The sequence below is a fragment of the Alteromonas gracilis genome (assembly GCF_043642145.1).
Taxonomy (GTDB): domain Bacteria; phylum Pseudomonadota; class Gammaproteobacteria; order Enterobacterales; family Alteromonadaceae; genus Alteromonas; species Alteromonas gracilis_B.
Genome location: NZ_JBHZRZ010000017.1, coordinates 40,167 through 60,280, shown reverse-complemented (window position 1 = coordinate 60,280; position 20,114 = coordinate 40,167). Strand labels below are relative to the sequence as shown.

The 20,114-nt window shown below is 44.0% G+C and carries 14 protein-coding genes; 9 read left to right on the top strand and 5 right to left on the bottom strand.

Annotated features, from left to right (window positions below; translation table 11 throughout):
* Positions 1–572: 572 nt before the first annotated feature.
* The 8 genes from ACHUFN_RS19530 to ACHUFN_RS19495 all read left to right on the top strand — a co-directional run bounded on the left by ACHUFN_RS19530 (position 573) and on the right by ACHUFN_RS19495 (position 12,204).
* Positions 573–3,152: a bifunctional diguanylate cyclase/phosphodiesterase gene (locus ACHUFN_RS19530; protein WP_394224410.1), complete on the top strand. Its 2,580-nt coding sequence runs from the start codon at positions 573–575 to the stop codon at positions 3,150–3,152.
* A 152-nt stretch (positions 3,153–3,304) separates the two neighbouring features.
* Complete coding sequence (locus ACHUFN_RS19525) at positions 3,305–4,654, top strand: alkaline phosphatase PhoX (protein WP_394224409.1); 1,350 nt, start codon at positions 3,305–3,307, stop codon at positions 4,652–4,654.
* A 170-nt stretch (positions 4,655–4,824) separates the two neighbouring features.
* Positions 4,825–5,001, top strand: coding sequence for a hypothetical protein (locus ACHUFN_RS19520; protein ID WP_394224408.1), 177 nt, complete (start codon positions 4,825–4,827; stop codon positions 4,999–5,001).
* Positions 5,002–5,606: 605 nt separating this feature from the next.
* The gene (locus ACHUFN_RS19515) at positions 5,607–6,659 is read left to right on the top strand and encodes an aldo/keto reductase (RefSeq protein WP_394224407.1); all 1,053 of its coding nucleotides are present in this window, start codon (positions 5,607–5,609) and stop codon (positions 6,657–6,659) included.
* Between the two features lie 108 nt (positions 6,660–6,767).
* Entirely contained in the window at positions 6,768–7,919 is a 1,152-nt protein-coding gene (locus ACHUFN_RS19510; protein WP_394224406.1) for a Na/Pi symporter, read from the top strand.
* 272 nt (positions 7,920–8,191) lie between these two features.
* Positions 8,192–9,379: a hypothetical protein gene (locus ACHUFN_RS19505; protein WP_394224405.1), complete on the top strand. Its 1,188-nt coding sequence runs from the start codon at positions 8,192–8,194 to the stop codon at positions 9,377–9,379.
* A 206-nt stretch (positions 9,380–9,585) separates the two neighbouring features.
* The gene (gene acs, locus ACHUFN_RS19500; protein ID WP_394224404.1) at positions 9,586–11,532 is read left to right on the top strand and encodes an acetate--CoA ligase; all 1,947 of its coding nucleotides are present in this window, start codon (positions 9,586–9,588) and stop codon (positions 11,530–11,532) included.
* Positions 11,533–11,559: 27 nt separating this feature from the next.
* Positions 11,560–12,204 (top strand): response regulator transcription factor, encoded by a 645-nt coding sequence (locus ACHUFN_RS19495; protein ID WP_394224403.1) that lies wholly within the window; start codon positions 11,560–11,562, stop codon positions 12,202–12,204.
* Here ACHUFN_RS19495 and ACHUFN_RS19490 read toward each other — a convergent pair.
* The 4 genes from ACHUFN_RS19490 to rimK all read right to left on the bottom strand — a co-directional run bounded on the left by ACHUFN_RS19490 (position 12,164) and on the right by rimK (position 15,693).
* Entirely contained in the window at positions 12,164–13,153 is a 990-nt protein-coding gene (locus ACHUFN_RS19490) for a type 2 periplasmic-binding domain-containing protein (protein ID WP_394224402.1), read from the bottom strand. The two genes, ACHUFN_RS19495 and ACHUFN_RS19490, sit on opposite strands and share 41 nt — an antisense overlap.
* Positions 13,154–13,223: 70 nt before the next feature.
* Positions 13,224–13,658, bottom strand: coding sequence for an ATP-dependent zinc protease family protein (locus tag ACHUFN_RS19485; RefSeq protein WP_394224401.1), 435 nt, complete (start codon positions 13,656–13,658; stop codon positions 13,224–13,226).
* Positions 13,659–13,675: 17 nt separating this feature from the next.
* Positions 13,676–14,707 carry a succinylglutamate desuccinylase/aspartoacylase family protein gene (locus tag ACHUFN_RS19480; RefSeq protein WP_394224400.1) on the bottom strand — a complete coding sequence of 344 codons (1,032 nt, stop codon included), beginning with the start codon at positions 14,705–14,707 and terminating at the stop codon, positions 13,676–13,678.
* An 80-nt stretch (positions 14,708–14,787) separates the two neighbouring features.
* Complete coding sequence (gene rimK, locus ACHUFN_RS19475; RefSeq protein ID WP_394224399.1) at positions 14,788–15,693, bottom strand: 30S ribosomal protein S6--L-glutamate ligase; 906 nt, start codon at positions 15,691–15,693, stop codon at positions 14,788–14,790.
* A gap of 273 nt (positions 15,694–15,966) precedes the next feature.
* Here rimK and ACHUFN_RS19470 point away from each other — a divergent pair, with 273 nt between their 5' ends.
* A complete protein-coding gene (locus ACHUFN_RS19470) occupies positions 15,967–16,590 on the top strand; it encodes a mechanosensitive ion channel domain-containing protein (protein ID WP_394224398.1) in 624 nt (207 codons plus the stop codon).
* A gap of 40 nt (positions 16,591–16,630) precedes the next feature.
* On the opposite strand, the gene ACHUFN_RS19465 is transcribed toward ACHUFN_RS19470, so the two are convergent.
* The gene (locus ACHUFN_RS19465) at positions 16,631–20,074 is read right to left on the bottom strand and encodes a PAS domain-containing hybrid sensor histidine kinase/response regulator (protein WP_394224397.1); all 3,444 of its coding nucleotides are present in this window, start codon (positions 20,072–20,074) and stop codon (positions 16,631–16,633) included.
* Positions 20,075–20,114 lie beyond the last annotated feature (40 nt).

The window sequence follows — 20,114 nt, the reverse complement described above, 5'->3', positions numbered from 1 at the left end:
CTAGACTAATCTAGACTTAGCAACACAAGCCAAAAAAGCGCACTTAGGTGCGCTTTTTTTATGCCTTTTGGAAAGGGTTTCAGAGGGCATACACTCACTCCCTTACTCTGCGTAAAACGAAAGCTTCTGGGGAAAAAACACGCCATAAAGCCATCCTTGGCGGCATCAATCAGCGTCCCTGCTGCGATAAGATTTTGATGGGGCTTCACTCCTTCCTTAATCGGTATAGCAAATAGCTTGAGGGAAAAGGGCGAAACACGCCGTAATACGATCCCTTCTTTAATACGAGAGCTTTGGCACCGAACCAAATGTCAGAAGGTTTCAGAGAGCACAACACTCAATCCCTTTGTTATCTGCAACAAATCGGCTTGAAGGTTAGAGTCAAAGGGTCGTGGTAGACCTCAGTCATCAGCTCTCAGCCTGAATATTCATGCTTTAATAGGCTGTATAGGCCTTTTTAGCGACTTTCTGCATTATTCGGTTTCTGTAATACCAAAAAACTCTGTTTTAATACTTTTGTCTAATACGGGGTGCTGTACAATTCCTGCCGAGATGATGTGTGGAGAGAAGTTATGTCATTCGAGACAGTATTAGGTGAATCAGAGTTCAGTACTATTATTTTTGAAAATCGTAGTAGCTATGAAGCTGACTTGTTGGCATTTAACGAGTTACTCCATGCCGATTATTTATTTATTGGTGTGAAAAGAGCGAATGACATCTCTGTGCTTGTAGGCTTAGAAAACAACAAGCCGTTAGCGCCAATAAATTATGCTAAGGAAGGTTCTCCGTGTGAAGAAGTATTGATAAACGGAGCCGCTGGCTATGAATCTGGAATTTATAAGCATTTTCCTGATGATCAAATACTCTCAACCCTCAATGCAGAGGGCTACTTAGGCGCTTGTATCCTTAATGAAAGAAATGAGGATATAGGGGTTCTTGTCGCTATTTTTAAACAGCCTAAACACGATATACGTGATTGGCTACACGTTTTTTCTCTTCAAGCAAAACTATTATCTACTCAGCTTCAAAAAGACTTTTTTGCAAAGAAAACTGCACAAAATATGTCGCTTATTGGCGAGATAAGCCAAATGTCACATACAGGGTGGTGGGAATATTACCCTCAGGTCGAAAAGTTAATTTGGTCTGATGAGGTTTACCGCATTCACGGTTTGCCAGTAGGAAGCGACGTGAACTTAGATAACGCGATTTCTTTTTACACTCCCGAATACGCTTCCTCTTTAAAAACTGCCTTTGAAAATCTGCTTGATAAGCATCAACCCTATAACATTGAATGCCAGATTATTGATGCGAGTAACGCTAAACGTTGGGTAAGTGCATCGGGTAGAGCTGAGCTACATCAAGATGGAACGGTAAAGCGTATTTTTGGTGCGTTCGACGATATTACCGAGTATAAAAACGCAGTTATTCTTAGTGAAGAACGCGCAAAAAAAATTCAAAACATTCTAAATAACATAAACGACGCCGTATTTAGTATTAATACAAAAGGGTTTATTACTCACTGTAACGATGTGGCTCTGGATATGTTTGGTTATGAGCGCAATGAGTTATTGTTACAGCCTGTAGAAGTACTTATGCCTGAGCCATATGCTGCTAGCCACCGCCGTTATATGCGTAATTACCTCGAAACTGGTGTTGGTAAGATTATCGGTGTCGGCCGTCAGCTCCCAGCAAAACGAAAAAATGGTGATGTTTTCCAAATGGAGTTATCACTTTCAGAGACAAGTGACTTGGGAGAGAAAGGCTTTATAGGCGTCATTAGGGATATCAGCGAACGCATAGAAGCGCAGGACACCATTTACAACCTTGCGTTTACAGACGCTGTAACTCACCTTCGCAATCAGCAGTGGTTTCACCAGCGCTTTAAAGACCTCATGTTGCGAGCGTCAATGAATCAAGAGTATTTGCATATCTTACTTTTAGATATCGATAATATGGCTCAGCTGAATGCACGCTTTGGTTTCGGGAATGGAAACTTTGCAATAAGGAAGATTGCTGAAAATCTTCAGTCAGTTATTGGGCACGATTATGAGATTTTTAAATATGGTGGCGACAGCTTTGTGGTTTTATCAAATAAAACTTATAAAAAAGATGCGTTGCATAAGTTTGATAGAGGGTTAGTAGAAAGCGCGCTACTTAACCCTAGGCACTTCGATGTGTATATAGATTCCGTTAAGTGGTCACTTACTGCAAGCCTTGGGAGTGCTACATTTAGTCCTGAAGGTCAAAGCTTCGAGTCAATTATCAATATTATTGAGCAAGCGGTTAAAAAAGCAAAACGATCTGCGCCTTTTGGTTTGTGTTGTATATCGGAAGACGCCCTTCATGAGTTCGACCGTTACCTTGAGATTAAATCTAAACTTAAACATGCAATTGAGTTTGATGAGCTGTCGGTTGTGCTTCAACCTCAAGTGAACCAAGATGGTGAAATTTCCTCTTTTGAAGCCTTGGTTCGATGGCACTCTGAAGAGTTAGGTCACGTAAGCCCCGGTGAGTTTATTCCTATTGCTGAAGAAAGCAGTGCTATTTGTGAAATCGGTGACATCGTTTTGCAAAAGTCACTGCGCATTCTCAGTAACTTTATTGAAAACGGCGTGGATACCACGATAGCAATCAATATCAGCGCGCGACAAATAATGATGCCTGAATTCGTCAAACTGTTACTTACCCGTGTTCAGCAATTCAATGTCCCACCTCGCATGCTGATGCTAGAGCTGACAGAAACCGCGCTGGTTGTCGATATTGAGTTGGTTAAGCAAACCATGTTAGAGCTTGCAGAATACGGGTTTCGCTTTTCTATCGATGATTTTGGGACGGGATATTCAAGCCTGGCGTATCTCAAGGTTCTTCCCATTAGCGAGCTAAAGATAGACAAGTACTTCGTTGACGATATAGGCAAGAATTTTGACAGAAAGGCAGGGCAAATTGTTGATGCCATAATTGAGATGGCTAAAGCACTGAAGGTTTCGTGCATCGCTGAAGGTGTAGAAAATGGGGCACAGCTAGATTATCTTGTGAGTAGAGGGTGTAACAAATTCCAAGGTTACTATTTTGCAAAGCCCCAACCAGAGGAGCATTGGGTGGGTGCCCAGCAAAATTGCAAACTTCCGTTAGGCAGTAAAAGCACTGTTTAAAAGTCTGCGATTAAGAAAGCTACGCTTTTAATGCTTTCTAGTTTGTTACATTTTTTAAGCATTGCACATTTTGCCTGTATGCTTAGCCCATGCTGTTATATTATAACAATACTACAAGGCTAACCTTTAATATCGCGCACTACGAGATTTTCATGATTACACGTCGTCAGTTTATAGTGGGTTCTCTGGCATTTGGTGGTCTGGCTACCAGTGCTTTCGGAAAGAAGTTGAATACGGCGTCTATGCCAATATCGCAAGGGTACGGCGGTCTAGTGTCAGACCCCGCGAAGCTACTCGACTTACCACAAGGCTTTAGCTATAAGATTATATCAGGCCTAGGCAATGCAATGTCTGATGGGCTGCATGTACCTGACAGAGCAGACGGCATGGGTTGTCTGCCCATAGAAGACAGCAGTAACAAAGTTGCCCTTGTTCGCAATCATGAACTACATACTACACACATCGGCGCGCAGCCTCACTCTATTCAAAACCACAAAAGCGATCTTGCCTACGACACTTACAATAACGGCGTAGCGTTACCTGGAGGCACCACGAGTTTGGTGTATAACCTGACTACACAAGAAGTAGAGCGTGAGTTTGTTAGCTTATCAGGCACTGTAAGGAACTGCTCAGGCGGTGTTACGCCATGGGGAACATGGCTTACCTGTGAAGAGTCAGTAGACCGTCCTGATGGCCCAAATGGTGATGTGGTAAATAAAGAGCATGGCTATATTTTTGAAGTACCTGCAAATGCCAACACCTTAATACAGGCTAAACCATTAAAAGCTATGGGGCGCTTTAACCATGAAGCTGCGTGTGTCGACCCTAAAACTGGTATTGTTTATTTAACCGAAGATAGAGGCGACAGCTTACTCTATCGCTTTGTACCCAAAGAGTTCGGAAATCTTGCTGCCGGCGGTCAATTAGAGGCTTTAGTGATAAAAGGGCAGCCTAAATTTGATACGAGAAATTGGAATTCTCAAGCCATGCCGCTGTCAACGTGGTTCGATGTTGAATGGATTGCTTTAGAAAATCCAGAAAGCCCTAGCGATGATCTGCGTGTTCAAGGCTATGAAAAAGGCGCAGCTGTATTTGCACGCGGTGAGGGTATTCATTGGGGCGCGAAAGAGCTCTACTTTTGCTGTACCAATGGCGGTCAAAGGCAGCTAGGCCAGATAATGAAGCTTGTGCCGTCTAGTGATGGTAAGCATGATAAACTTCAGCTGTTTCTGGAAAGCGAAGACAAAAATCTATATAACTTTGGTGACAATTTAACAGTGTGTCCAAACGGACACTTATTGATATGTGAAGACCAGTATACCGACATTGTCGATAACCATCTGCGAGGCATAACGCCTGCTGGCGAAGTATATAACTTTGCTAAGTTACACGCTCAAACCGAACTTGCTGGCGCGTGTTTCTCTCCCGACGGCAATACACTGTTCGTTAATATTTACTCTCCCACAAAAACCTTGGCAATAACGGGGCCTTGGCTTAAGTAAAGGGATAGTCAACAATGTATGTGATGGCGCTGTTTATTCAGTTCTACCGTAAACGGCGCCTTTGCGTTAACTTCTCATAATCTAATTAGCCAATCATTTGAATCGTTATATCTCGTTTTAATAGCTTTTAGTAATCATTGATAATGCTTTCAACGTAAAAGGAGAGCTAAATGAGCGCACTACTAAAAAGGCTAACACTAGCGAAAAGCCAATATACATCCGCATCAAGCAAAGACTATACACAAACGCGATGCAACTACGCAGACAACTACTATGGCGATCAGATTTGCGTTGAAGTAAAGCTCCCTAAACCTCGTATTAATTTGCATGTAGGAGTTCAATTGTAAGAACAAACCTTAGCCTGTCGCTCAGCGCTTTTATGTGCCAGGCTATTAATGTTTTTAGTAGTAAAAAGGCGAACCGCATTAATTTCTCCGTCTTTTCGATGAACAAGAAGTAACGAAAACTTCCGTTGTTGAAGGTTCCTACTAGATGCCATGAATAAACGGCTTCTCGCTATGGCTAAAAAGCCGTGTCACAGAGAGGCGTTGTTGGGTCATTGATTGGGTGAGAAAAGTATCAATAATCCAATTGGCGCATTCACAACGTACTGTTAATTTATCTTTTGCTGCACTCGCATCAGTCGCATTAATGATGAGCTTGAACAAGAGTGTTGCGACAATTCAACAAGCATTTGGCAACTTCGCGCTTTCTGTATTCGCAGTAAATTTCAGCATAAAACGATGGATGCGCTATGATGTGAGGCAGAGCTTAAATCACTCGTAAAACTAGCGATTAAAATGGTTGAGTCGAATTCAGATAGAAAAGCGTGGCTGGCCAGTGCAGAAAAAGAGTTGATCAAAAAGAAAGCCTTACAACTATCGAGAAGCACTTTCTTTTCTTAAGAGGTCACTCATACTGCATTTATTGCATTAACAAGGTAGAAGCAAACATGAAGTTTAACCGCTTAGGAAATAGCGATTTACACGTGTCTGACGTGTGTTTAGGCACAATGACATGGGGTATTCAAAATACCCAGCAAGATGCAGATGAACAGATGACGTATGCTCTCGACCAAGGAGTAAACTTTGTTGATACGGCAGAAATGTACCCCGTACCTCCGAATGTCGATACATATGGCGATACAGAGCGCATCATTGGCAATTGGATATCTCGCAATGAGTCAAAGCGCTCTGACATCATCTTAATGACTAAAATCGCAGGAAGCGGCTTAAAGTACATCCGCAACGCAGGACCTATTACCTCTGGTGCAATCGACAACGCCCTTACGTACTCTCTTGAGCGTCTAAAAACAGATTATATCGACGTTTATCAGCTTCATTGGCCGAACAGGGTAACGCCACATTTTGGTAAACATTGGCCTGACGGTGCTGACCCAACTAAAACTAACCGCGAAAAAGAAATAGACGGCATGCGCGATATTCTGGCGGGAATAAAGCGTGCGTTAGATGAAGGTAAAATAAGGCACTGGGGGCTGTCTGATGATACCCCTTGGGGAATTCATACATTTCTTATGCTTTGTGAAGAACTCGGCATGCCGCAACCTGTTTCTATTCAAAATGAATTTAGTTTACTTCACGCGAAAGATTGGCCCTATTTAATAGAGATGTGCCAGTTAGAGAACATTGCTTATTTACCTTGGTCGCCATTAGCCACAGGCATGCTAAGCGGTAAGTATCAAAATGGTGCTCGACCAGAGGGCAGTCGTTGGACCTTAGCACAGCGAATGGGGCTGTTTAGAGATAAAGCGCCCGCGCAGGCAGCAACGGCCGAATATGTGAAAATAGCTGAAAAAGCAGGAATTACTCCTTCACAGCTTGCTTTAGCATGGTGTAAGCAGGTGCCTGGCGTTACATCAACTATCATTGGTGCTACAACTATGCCGCAACTCAAAGAAAACATTGAGGCGTTTGATATCTCGCTTTCAAGTGAGGTTTTAAACGACATTCATGAAGTGCTGAGGCAGTACCCGTTGGGCTTTTAAGCCTTATGTTCTTAATAATATGACGGGGCGTGTTAACGCACTTCTCGTCATTTTAGTGTAATACGCACGTCATATGATAAATTTTTCAAGTATGAAGCTGTGCGTATTATGTCAATAATCGACCCTCAACTGGCTCAAAATAGCGTCTTTGAAAAACCTCATAACTGGCGCAGATGGCTACTTTTGGCGTTGTTAGTTTATGTGATGTTACTTGCTGTCAGTCTGATTGGCAGCGGCTTCAAATTTGCAACTGGCGAGCATGCCAAAACCCTCTTTAGTTTTGCCTCAAACCCTATCATGGGGCTCATCATCGGTATGGTTTGCACCGCATTAATTCAATCATCGAGTACTGTAACGTCAATTATTGTAGGCATGGTCGCAGGTGGATTGCCAATCACAATTGCGATTCCTATGATGATGGGTGCAAATATTGGCACTAGCATTACAAACACCTTGGTAAGCTTAGGTCATGTAACCCAAAAAGATGAGTTTCAACGGGCATTTAATGCAGCTACGATACACGACTTTTTCAACGTTTTATCGGTTCTTATTTTTCTTCCACTGGAAATTGCGTTTGGCATTTTGGAACACCTGAGTGGGCATATGGTTGCTTTACTGCATACTGGCGACGCCATTGGTCTAAATGGCGTTAATCCAATCAAAGCGGTAACTCAACCAGTAACAGACTTTGCTACACAGTCGCTTCAGTTTCTTCCATCTATTTACCCTGGTATAGCGAAAGTAATTATAGGTATTGCACTAATCATCGTGTCGATTACTTACATGGGTAAAATTATGAAGACGTTGATGGTAGGAAATGCGAAGGCGTTGCTTCACAAAAGTATTGGGAAAGGGCCTCTTTCAGGCATAACGTCAGGGGCGATAATGACGGTACTCGTGCAATCCTCTTCTACTACAACATCATTAATGGTGCCACTTGTAGGAAGTGGGGTTTTAAATGCACGCGACGTGTATCCTTTCACACTAGGTGCCAATATAGGCACGTGCATTACTGCACTCATCGCTGCCTTTGGTGTAGTAGGTGTGAATAGTGACGTTGCGTTGCAAATTGCGTTGGTTCACCTGCTGTACAACGTGTTGGGCGTGTCAGTCATCTACGGTATTCCATTGTTAAGGAACATTCCCTTAACGTATTCCTATAAGCTCTCCGTTAAAGTAAGTGAACACAAAGTATATGGACTTGCGTACATCGGCGGGCTTTTTTTCGCAGCTCCACTTTTAGTCATTTCTTTCGCTTAATGAACGCGTTCAACATGACACCTTAAAGAAATCAATACTGCTAAAGTGTAATAAGTCGGTTAAGTATTCCGTTAGATCATAAGACTTTGGTCGCACCAACTGATATATCACGAGTATTTTTTTCATTTTTAACCCACAATTGATAATGTTTAAAAATTGTTAAATTTTGGTTGGCGGTTGAGGTGAAACGAAGTCGTTCGTGCCTCTAGGGTTCCACTGAATAATAATTCAAACAGTTTAAGCTGTTTTGTTGAGATAATTGGGAGAAACACATGTTAAAACGAGTAGCGGCGTCGTGCGCATTGGTATTGGTAAACACACCTGTAGATGCTTTTGAATTTAGTTTTAAGGGCATGATCAAACCAGAAGTCATTACATCAAATGAAGCAGTGGCTAGTTATGGCAGCGCTTATAGTCAGGTTGCACCTACACATGCGCTTAGAACCGATATTTTTAACGGTGCACCAGCTACGCCGCAGGAAACCAACTTTTTAGAATCTGAATCAACTTCCTTTCAAGCCGCACAATCGCGATTTTCACTAAATATGAAACACGAAAAAATTCGCGGTATTTTAGAGTTCGACTTTATCGATGGTGAAGATGGCTTTACTAACCAAACTGCGATTCAGGCGCAGGAGCCAAGATTACGCTTAGCAACCTTGTACTATGATTACTCTGACGAGTTAACGATTTTTGGTGGGCAAAAGTGGAGCACCGCAGCGGGTATTAAGTCAAGTGGAAGCTATAACTGGATAGGCAACGCCTTTCGAGCTGGTAACACGGGCTTCTTAGCGATGGAAGTGGGCGCAACCTACAAAGTGGATGCATTTACCATTACTGGCGCACTGACAGGTAAAGGAAGAAATGCCACTGCCGGAGGTATTAACGCTAACGAGCTGGGTCGCACGCCAGGTTTTGCGTTAGACGTAAATTACAAATTCTCTGGGCACACTGTGGGTTTCGCAGGGCATTTTGCCACACTTAATTTTGAAGATGAGCCAAACTTTAACGGCGGTGAAGATCAAGATGCCAACCTAATGAAGGTTTACACCACACTTAATTTTGGTGATGTAAGCTTTAGCGCTGAATATTATTCCGGCGAAGCACTGAACAATCAAAATGCGTTAGGTGTGGCACCTGCTGCAAGATTAAGTAGTGACGGTGTGATCAGAGAAAGCTTCAGTGAGAGCGGCTTCTTTACATTTGTTAGTTGGAACATAAGCCCTGAACACAATGTTAAAGTAGGTTATGCGAATGCGTCTGTAGACTCTGACGAGCGCAGCCGACTCTCGCTAACTGAGCTAAATGAGAATACTACAGCCTACATTAACTACGGTTACAAAATAACGAGTAGTCTTACGGCCTTCGCACAGTTCACTCACTTTGATACTGAGTATGGCGTCGACTTTGAAAGCTTCACTGCGTCAGTAGGTAGAGCAGGGGTTGTCTTTAAGTTCTAGGTCGAACGGAAAATAGGAAAAAAGCGCGTGCCTAGTGAGAAAAGATAGGTGCGCTTTTTTTGTCTGTTTTTATCGTTTCCGTTATTCCCCCATTGGCGCAAGGCACACAAGCTAAGACCAAAGTCTCATTTTGCTTTGTGAGTAGATGATTAGAGTGTTAAAACATACAACAAAATATTTACACTTTTAAAAGTGGAGGCAAGTATATGACCACCAGCAAAACCTATCCTGTACCCGAAAACATTCTTCAATCTACGCATCTTACTGCCTCGCAGTATGACGCAATGTACAAGCAATCAGTTGAACAGCCTGATGCATTTTGGGCTGAGCATGCATCTATGCTTGAGTGGTATCAAAAGCCTACCAAAATTAAAAACACCATGTTCGGTGAAAACGACGTGTCTATAAAGTGGTTTGAAGATGGCGAGTTAAACGCCAGCTATAACTGTATTGACCGTCATCTTGCCGACAACGCAACCAAGGTTGCCTTTCATTGGGAAGGCGATTCTCCACAAGACAGTCAAGATATCACCTATCAAGAAGTGCATTACGAGGTGTGTAAATTAGCAAATGCGCTTAAAGAGATGGGAGTAGCAAAGGGAGATCGCATAGCTATTTATATGCCTATGGTCCCAGAAGCGGCCTATGCCATGCTAGCGTGTGCCCGTATTGGAGCAGTGCATTCAGTGATTTTTGGTGGATTCTCACCAAATGCTATTGCCGATCGCATTAACGACAGCAACGCAAAAGTTGTGATTACTGCAGATGAAGGACGCCGTGCAGGCAGAAGCATTCCATTAAAAGCAAATGTAGATAAAGCACTGGCTAACGATGCATGCCCATCAATTACTCACGTTTTAGTTCACAAGCTTACCGGAGGTGATGTGGATTGGAACGATCAGCACGACGTGTGGTGGCATGACGCTGTTGAGGGGGTATCGGCACAATGTGAACCGGAAGTCATGAATGCGGAAGACCCTTTGTTTATTCTGTATACGTCAGGTTCTACGGGCACGCCAAAAGGGGTGGTACACACCACAGGCGGGTATCTTTTATATTCAGCTATGACCTTCAAGTACGCCTTCGATTATAAAGAAGACGATATTTATTGGTGTACCGCTGACGTGGGCTGGATTACAGGCCATAGCTACATGGTCTACGGCCCAATGGTGAATGCCGCGTCACAAGTGTTCTTTGAAGGCGTACCTACTTATCCAGATGTTAAGCGTATTGCGCAGGTGGTCGAAAAATATAAAGTGAATAGCTTGTACACAGCGCCTACTGCAATTCGCGCGCTTATGGCTCATGGTGACGTACCTGCAGAAGGTTGTGATGTATCGTCGCTTCGCTTGTTAGGAACGGTGGGTGAGCCCATTAACCCTGAAGCGTGGGAGTGGTACCACCGCGTTATTGGTAAAGGCCGTTGCCCCATAATAGATACGTGGTGGCAAACCGAGACAGGCGGACACATGATCCTGCCATTGCCAGGTGCAACAGAATTAAAACCTGGGTCTGCCACGCGCCCCTTCTTTGGTATTCAGCCTGCATTGTTTGATGCAGATGGAAAAGAGCTACAGGGTGTCGCTGAAGGTAACTTAGTAATTAAAGACAGCTGGCCAAGCCAAGCGCGAACGGTGTATGGCGACCACCAGCGTTTTATCAACACCTACTTCAGCGCCTATAAAGGAGTTTACTTTACAGGTGATGGCGCACGTTGTGATGAAGATGGCTTTTACTGGATTACAGGCCGTGTAGATGACGTATTAAACGTATCAGGTCATCGCTTGGGTACTGCTGAAATTGAAAGTGCATTAGTAGCTCATCCTAAAGTGGCTGAGGCAGCCGTTGTTGGCTTCCCACACGATATTAAAGGGCAGGGCATCTACGTTTACGTAACACCTAACGAAGGCGTTAATGCCGATGAGACGCTAACTAAAGAGCTCAAAGCTTGGGTTCGTCAAGAACTAAGCCCCATTGCAACACCCGATATGATCCAGTGGTCACACGGTTTACCTAAAACACGATCGGGTAAAATCATGCGTCGAATTTTGCGTAAAATTGCTGCCAATGAGCATGAACAATTAGGAGACACATCCACGTTGGCTGATCCTTCTGTTGTTGATACACTGATAGCGGAGCGACTCAACAAATAGTATGCAAAACGCTTAAGGATAAAGACAATGATAACCCTTTTGATCGCAGATGATCATCCGTTGTATCGCGATGCGCTAAGAGGCGCGTTGTCGTTGTCTTTGCCAGCTTTAACACTGAAAGAAGCGGGCGATCTTAATTCGACAGTCGATATTCTCAATAATGAAGATATCGACTTGTTGTTGTTAGACTTACACATGCCCGGCAGCAATGACTTGTTTGGTCTATTGCATATTCGAAAGCTCTTTCCCGAACTTCCCGTTGCTGTGGTTTCCGGTACAGAAGACACAACGCTTATCTCAAAAATTATCAGTGTAGGCGCACTAGGGTTCATTCCTAAAACTGCCAGCGCTCACGATATTGCAAACGCCGTCGAAGCCATTTTGGATGGGGATGTTTGGCTACCTGAAAACCTTAGCGAGAATGTCGAAGAGGTTAACGAAGCATTTTCTGAGTTGGCTGATAAAGTGGCTTCGCTTACGCCCTCGCAATATAAAGTGCTGTGCTACATGCGCGACGGATTGCTCAATAAACAGATTGGTTTCAACTTGGATATTGCAGAAGCAACAGTTAAAGCTCACGTTACCGCTATATTTAAAAAGCTGGGAATCAATAATCGAACTCAAGCAGTACTTATTGCTTCACAACTTGAGTTGGAGCCACCTGTTCAGTAACCAGCTGTGGCGGCGCCCCTATCGATGCGGCGAATTGTGGCAGAAACTTTTCTAATGCTAAGCGACTTTGCTCACTTAAAAGTGGGTTCTCAATTTCAATCACTGTTCTGCCATCTATAAGCGCTAAACCTTCTGTGAAATTTTTGTTCGATAGCAGTAGCTCTTGAAATTTCCCAGTTTCAAATAAAATCAATAAACCCTCTGAAATGCGATGGGCAAGCGTTTGGTTGTCGGATCCTACGAAAAAGAAGATGGGACTTGGGTAAGAAATGATAAGGTTGTTATCGATAGCTAACCCACGTGATAGCATTTTGTCAGAAAATTCCTCATTAATTTCCATGACACTTCGTGGAAACATATCAGCGAAACCTTCAGATACGATGCGAAAAGAAGCGCGATATGTAGTCTCTAGTACGGGAATGTCGTTGGCGCGAAAAATCTTGGTATCAGGCCAGTCGTAACCTAACACGGCTCTAAATGCTCGTAAGTCTTGCAATGAAGCAACATCTTTAAGGCGCGTATCTCCTTCTCTAACTAGCAGCGCTCGTTTACCAAAAAGCCCAGCCATAATAGGAATTCTAATGGGGAAAAACTGACGTTCACGTTCAGTTGACGTAACACTCCAGGTTACGTCCAACATATTGTGTTCTAAGCTTCGTAATTGTCGCTCTTGAGCGGTTTCTTGTTCACTGACAATCAGTTCAAACGTACCGTATTGTGCTTCGGTCACCTGTAAAGATTCTGTAAGAAGGCGCTTAGCATAAGCGTAGACCGCATCTCTTCCAGGATGAATGTTAGGCAACCGTAAAACAGTGTGGGGTAAGTCAGCGCTTACTTTTTTTTCATACTCTTTCTGACCAAACGCACTGTTCATTGTAAAAGAGCAAAACAGTAAAATAGCAACGCTAAAGGCTTTTTTCTTAACGTCCATATTTTTCATTTCATGCATGTGGCGCATGCCTTACTGCAAGTCGCCCTTGGCTTTAATAGTTATTAACCACAAAGGCGAACTTGAAATGCTAATCCTTTCCCGTAAGCAAGAAATCATGTTCGGGGTCTACAATAAACTGACCACTCATCGCTTCTCTGCCAAGCAACATGAGATAGGTCATTTCAGATCGGTCCGTAAGGGTTAGTTGAATATCCCATTGGTATCCGTCCATAATTATAGGCGTAATTATCACATAGCGCTTCTCGCGTGTAGCGGTGGAGCTTTTAACCCGTTTTTGCCCTTCGACACGGGCTTCTCTGCGCACTACTCGCTCAACGTTGTGAATATCGGGGTGAATATCAAACTTAATCCACAATTCTCCGTCTTGCTCAAACTCTTCAATATTATCAACATGAAGTGAAGACGTTGCGGCACCGGTATCCACACGTACGTTTAAATCAGTAATCGCAAGCTTAGGTAAGTCACACAGTTCTACCGCACCAACAATTTTTTTATTGTTCATCAGTTTTTCTACCAATTTTATAGAACAGGGCCCTGTTCTGGTGGCAATAAATTGTCTTGTAATAATTCAACATGCTCTGCAACAGTATCAGGCTTTGAAAAGTATGCAATGTGATAAACCGCTTCACCTTCTTGCGTTAACGGAATGTTCTGTTTACCAATTATCACCCCTTCAGCAGGGCTTTCTAGACTGTCTAAATAATTGCCAAATGGATCTGCAATTATCGCCAAAGTATCACCCTTTTCAACATGATCGCCCAGCTGCGCTAAGTGAGTAACAAACCCACTTTCTGGCGCACGAACCCAGCCACTTTGCCGTGCAATGAAACGCTCAATGCTATGTCCTTTGCTACGACTTTTATTCAGCATACCTAAATGACGCATTGTGTTAATAATGCCTCGAACACCAGCGCGGATAGAAAATTCGTCGTAGCGCAATGCTTGGCCTGCTTCGTAAAGCAAGATTCTAACGCCGCTTTCACTGGCTGACTCGCGCAGTGAGCCGTCACGTAAATCGGCATTGAGCAATACAGGTACTCCAAACGCTTTTGCCATTTCTAACACTTGTGGGTCGTCTAAGTCTGCGCGAATTTGCGGCAAATTGCTACGATGAATGGCGCCAGTGTGAAGATCAATACCCACGTCGCACTTGCTCACTATTTCTTTGAAAAACAAGTTAGCCAACCGACCTGCAAGCGAGCCTTTCTTACTTCCTGGAAAACTGCGATTTAAATCGCGTCTGTCGGGTAAATATCGAGACTGGTTTAGTACTCCATATACATTTACCATAGGCACAGCGATAAGGGTTCCCCTTATGCGTTCAATTGCTTTTGAACGTATAAGGCGGCCAACAATTTCGATTCCGTTTAGTTCATCGCCGTGAATTGCAGCGCTAACAAACATGGTTGGCCCTGGCCGTTTTCCACGTTTAACATAAACGGGAATACTCATGTTGGTAGCCGTGTAAAGCGGCGGCATTTCTAGCTCTATTTTTTTTGTTTCGCCAGGGGCAATATCTTCCCCCCCAATTGTTAAAACATCATTTACCACTAACGTTTTCCTATATTCACGTTATTGCCAGAGCCAATTGCTCTTCAAACATTCACCATGCCTAAACGGTGCTTAGGCCGCTAGCCCTTTCCACGGGTTTTTGTTTTGTGCGGCTCCGCGCTTTTTTCAATGAATTCAATTATCATACTGGCGACATCTTTATTCGTTGCTTTCTCAATGCCCTCTAGGCCAGGTGATGAGTTTACTTCCATAACAACTGGGCCGTTGTTTGAGCGAAGAATGTCTACGCCACAGCAGTTTAGACCCATAGTTTTTGCTGCATCTACCGCTGTTTTACGTTCAGCTGGGCTCAAGCGTACTAAGCTTGCTTGACCGCCTCGATGCAGGTTAGAGCGAAATTCGCCAGCTGCAGCCTGACGTTTCATCGCTGCTACCACTTTTCCGCCAACCACGAAGCATCGAATATCTGCACCGCCCGCTTCTTTAATAAATTCCTGCACCAAAATACTGGCGTTAAGGCCCATAAAGGCTTCGATAATCGACTCTGCAGCCTTTTGCGTGTCTGCAAGCACTACACCAATGCCTTGCGTGCCTTCAAGTAGCTTAATAACCACTGGGGCGCCGCCAACGGTTTTAATCACGTCGTCAATTTTGTCTGGGTGGTGTGCAAAACCTGTTCTAGGCATACCAATGCCCTTGCGCGATAAAAGCTGTAATGAGCGCAACTTATCTCTAGATCGGCTAATAGCAACCGACTCATTAAGGCTGTAAGTACCCATCATCTCAAATTGGCGAACCACCGACGTACCGTAAAAACTAACCGACGCACCAATGCGAGGAATAACTGCATCGTAGTAGGGCAGTCGCTTTCCTTTATAGCGAACCGACGGTCGCGCACTGGTGATATCCATGTAGCAGTGCATGGTATCGATAACGTCGACCTGATGCCCGCGAGCCTGCCCAGCTTCGACTAAGCGTGAAGTAGAGTAAAGACGAGGATTTCTGGAAAGAATTGCAATGCGCATTATAAAAACCTGTAGTTTGTGAATCGTTTTGTCGTTTTCGACTTGTCTATCACCACCGTAGAACGTGAATATAAATTAGACAAGTCATTTTTGCGCGCATACTAATTGAAGTGGTATAGGGTGTCTTACGAATAATTCTTGTTGTGTCGATTGCTTTTAATGCATGAACTTGTTTTCTATTAAGGTTAGCATTAGAGCGCGTCGGCTTTTTTTAACTAAAAATAGAGTAAAGGGTCGGAATGCTTAACAAAAAGAATGTAAGGATTAGGGTAAATGAATGAGTGGTGGCATGGGGTTTTGGCGTGGTTAACTCAGTACCAGTCAAATGTCGTGTTCAGTGGTTTGGTTTTACTTATTTATTTGGCGATGTCTCGCAAGTTGCTGCCAAAACTAGAAACCAACATCGTAAAGTCAAAGCTAAAATCAAATAGTGCCCTTAAAGGGATTTTCGCTGCGCGCGTTATTGTTGCTACGGTGTCGTTAGCTTTATTGTTACTTGCATGGGGCATCGACTTTTCAGGGCTGTTGGTACTTTCCACCTCCATTATCACGGTAACGGGGGTCGCACTTTTCGCAAGTTGGTCGCTTATTAGTAATATTACCGCCTACTTTATATTGCTGACTAACGTGGCATATCGTAGGGGGAATTATATTCGTATACTTGACGGCGATAACTACATTGAAGGGGTCATTGCCGACGTAGGGCCCTTTAGCACGCGTTTACTTACGGATGAGAGAGAGACGCTGATGTATCCGAATAACTTAATCTTAACCCGTCCGGTTCTACTTAACCCTAAAGAAAAGTGGGGAGCCATGGGTAAAGTTGTGGCGAAGTCGAGTGTTGAAAAGCCAGTGGTAAAAACTGAAGAAAGCAAACCCCACGACGAGCTGATTTAAGCTTGTTATGAACGGAAACGATGCGAGAAGCGTGTAGACACTACACGTTTTTCGCTTCTCTTATGTAACGAGTCATACTTTGTAATAGCGCGCGTAATTTCGCCGGTTTCAGCGGTTTTGCTAAAAAGTTCACGCCTTGGGCTTTGCACTGTGTAACTAAACTCTCGTCTGGGGTTGCAGTTATTAGCGCCGCCGGTACAACAATGTTTAATCTGTGCCTTATCTCTTCAATAAGCGCTAACCCATTTTTTTCGCTGTCGTGACTAAGCTGATAATCCATCAATAATATTTGAGGCTGAATGGTTTCACACACTTTGAGTGCGTCATCCCAGTTATTCGCCAACACAACGTTAACGCCCCACTTCTGTAGCAGGGTTTGCATGGCATCTAAATTTTCACGTTGATCGTCAACACACAGCACATCCATTCCTGTAAACGTGGTGCTGCGAGGTTTGGGTGCCACGCTAGATACTAGTTTCGGCTCGGCCTTTGCCAATGAAAATGCAAAGCAGCTCCCTTCTCCTATTTTAGACGTCACCTTAATGTCGCTATTTAGCTGTAGGCTTAAGCGACGCACAACGCCCAGGCCTAGCCCTAATCCATGCTCTTTACTTTCGTTTGCACGGAAAAAGTCGCCAAAAATACTGTCTTTTTTATCGGTCGATATGCCAATGCCTGTGTCGATAACTTTAAAATAAACCGTGTCTTTAATTGTTTTTACTACGAAAAGAACACGTCCGCTTTCTGTATATTTAACGGCATTTGAAAGCAGGTTTTGGGTTATTCTGTACAGGTAGGTTTTGTCAGCTTTTACCCAGCATGGGCGAATAATGGCTTTAAATCCAAGGCCTTTTTCGCGTGCGCGCATGGCCATCTCGTCAACCAAAGGGGAAAGCAGCGCTCTTACATCAATGGCTTCAAGATCTGGCTTCATTTCCCCTTGATCTAGCCGGGCGATATCCAGCAAGGTGCCAATTAGTGTTTCGCTTGATGATACGCTATGGCTAAGCTTTTGAATGATAGCCAAAGCTGACTCTGAGATGTCTTGCTCTTCAAGCGCGCTCACGTAAAGTTTAGCGGCGTTCAATGGCTGCAAAACATCGTGACTTGCTAGTGCTAAAAATCGGGTTTTACTCGCGTTGGCGTCTTCGGCAGCTTTTCTTGCCCTTATTAGTTCCTTTTCCGCTTCAGACCGTCTTTCTATTTCAAGTCGAAGCTCTGCATTAATGGAATGCACTTCCTCTGTGCGCTTCTTAATGCGTGCCTCAAGGTCTATGTTTGACTCTTCTAATGCTTGTTGTATTTCTACGTGGCCTGTGATGTCGTTGAAGCTTGTTACGAAACCGCCACCTGGCAACGGATTACCTACCATTTCAATAACTCGTCCGTCTTTGCGCTGACGAGTAAAACGATGCGGCATACCTGAGCGCAAATGAGCCAGTCGCTTTTCCACCTCTGCATTGACATTGTCGGTACCAAACTCTCCCTGAGAAGCATTGTAGCGAATGAGCTTCTCAATAGGCGTACCCACAGCCAGCAGGTTATCTGGATAGGGGTACAAATTTGCGTAGCGCTTATTCCACGCAACTAAATTCAAGTGTTTGTCTACTACGCTAATACCTTGGTCCATATTCTCAAGCGATGTGAGTAGCGCAGTCATATTGAATTGCATAGCTTGCGTTGTGTCGTCAAAAAAATTGATCACTTCGGTGAAGTCCATCTTTTTGCCGCGCAATGCACTATCTAACAGCACTTTGGCGCTTGAAGCGCCTATAACCCCACCTAATGCTCGCTCGCAAAACGATAAAAACGACTCGGTAGGCGTTTCATCCTGACCCAATTGGCAGTTATTCAGCTGTTGATATTGGTCAAGTAATTGGTCGCAGCGACCCGAACCCATGAAAGTAGAAAGCAGAGTGGTAAGGTCTGAAACGGTAACATTGGTTGCCTGGGCCTTAACGGTGTTATTGCTTGATACGGCAGGTGAAACAAAAGCTTCAGCCTGAATACGGTCTATAAGACGCTGTGGCGCAAAATGTGAAAAGAGAACGTACACAAAACTATTCACAGCTAGACTTATCATTGCTCCTTGGCTGATTAACTCGTTTTGCTCCATTTGCGACACTTGCTCGCTGACAATAGGAAGTACGAGCCAAAGTACCCATATAACTAAGCCCACCATAAGCCCAGCGTAAACACCGTGTGCGTGTGCGCGTTTCCAGTAAAGCCCACCAACAATCGCGGGCATTAGCTGAATAACAAGTGAAAAAGCAATAAGACCAATGGAGTGAAGGGAGCGGCTGCTGGTCATTTGCTGATGATATAAAAATGCCATCAGTAAAATAAATGCTATAACCAGGCGTCGAATGAGCCTGATTTTGCTTGATACGTCTTGTTTGTCATCGGTGTTACCCGTAAAGGCAAGTATGCGGGGCAAGATAACGTCGTTAGTAAGCATAGTACTCAGTGTAAGCGTTGCTACAATGATCATCGCGGTAGCAGCGGAAAGGCCTCCTACAAACACAATAACCTGAAGAAGAACCGACTCTGAAAATACAGCCAATGAAAGAACGTAAGAATCTGGCTCTACGTTTGCTCCTTCAAAAATAGCTTTACCCGCAATGGCGATAACGGGAATAACGGCAGAGATAATCGTAAGGTACAAAGGGAATAGCCAGCGCGCAGTGCGCAGGTGGCCAAGACTAAGGTTATCAATAATGGCCACGTGGAATTGTCTAGGTAGGCACACAATGGCTGCTGCCGCCATGATAGTTTGGGCGATAAAGGTAAACGAACCGAACTGGGCCAGGGCCACTTCGTTAGTAAAACTTTCAAAAAATGGACCAGAGTGAGAGTGTTTCCAGACACTGTAACCAACGATCGCCACAAGCACGAGTGCCAGTAGTTTGATGGTCGATTCGAAGGCGATTGCCAACATCAAGCCCCGTCTATATTCGGTAACATCTGTTTGGCGTGTGCCGAAATACATGGCAAAAGCAGCAATAAAGCCCGTCGCCGCGATAACTATACCGTTACTGTTGGGTTGTTGCGTAAGTATCTGAAACGTAGTGCCAACTGCTTTTAACTGCAGCGCAATATAAGGGATGGTAGCCAAAAGAGCGATAAGCGTTACTACTAGTGCGACAGTTTGGCGTTTTCCATAACGGGAAGCGATGAAGTCGGAAATCGTGGTGATATGTTGCTTCTTACTCACCAGCGTTAACTTATAAATAAACCTATATCCGAGTACGTAAACAATAATAGGCCCAAGCATAATCGGCAGATAAATCCATGTGTCTCTGCTTGCTTGGCCCACCATGCCGAAAAATGTCCAAGCGGTACAATAAATCGCTAACGCCAAAGAATAAATGGCGGGGTGTGATGTTAGGGCGCGAGCGGTGGGTGAGTTCTTTTCCCCCCAACTTGCCAGTGAAAACAGCAAGAAGAGGTAAAGTACTGCCAATGTTACCCAACCAAAAACCATAACAATCCTTTTAACTAAGTTTTAACAATGTGAAGGCTAT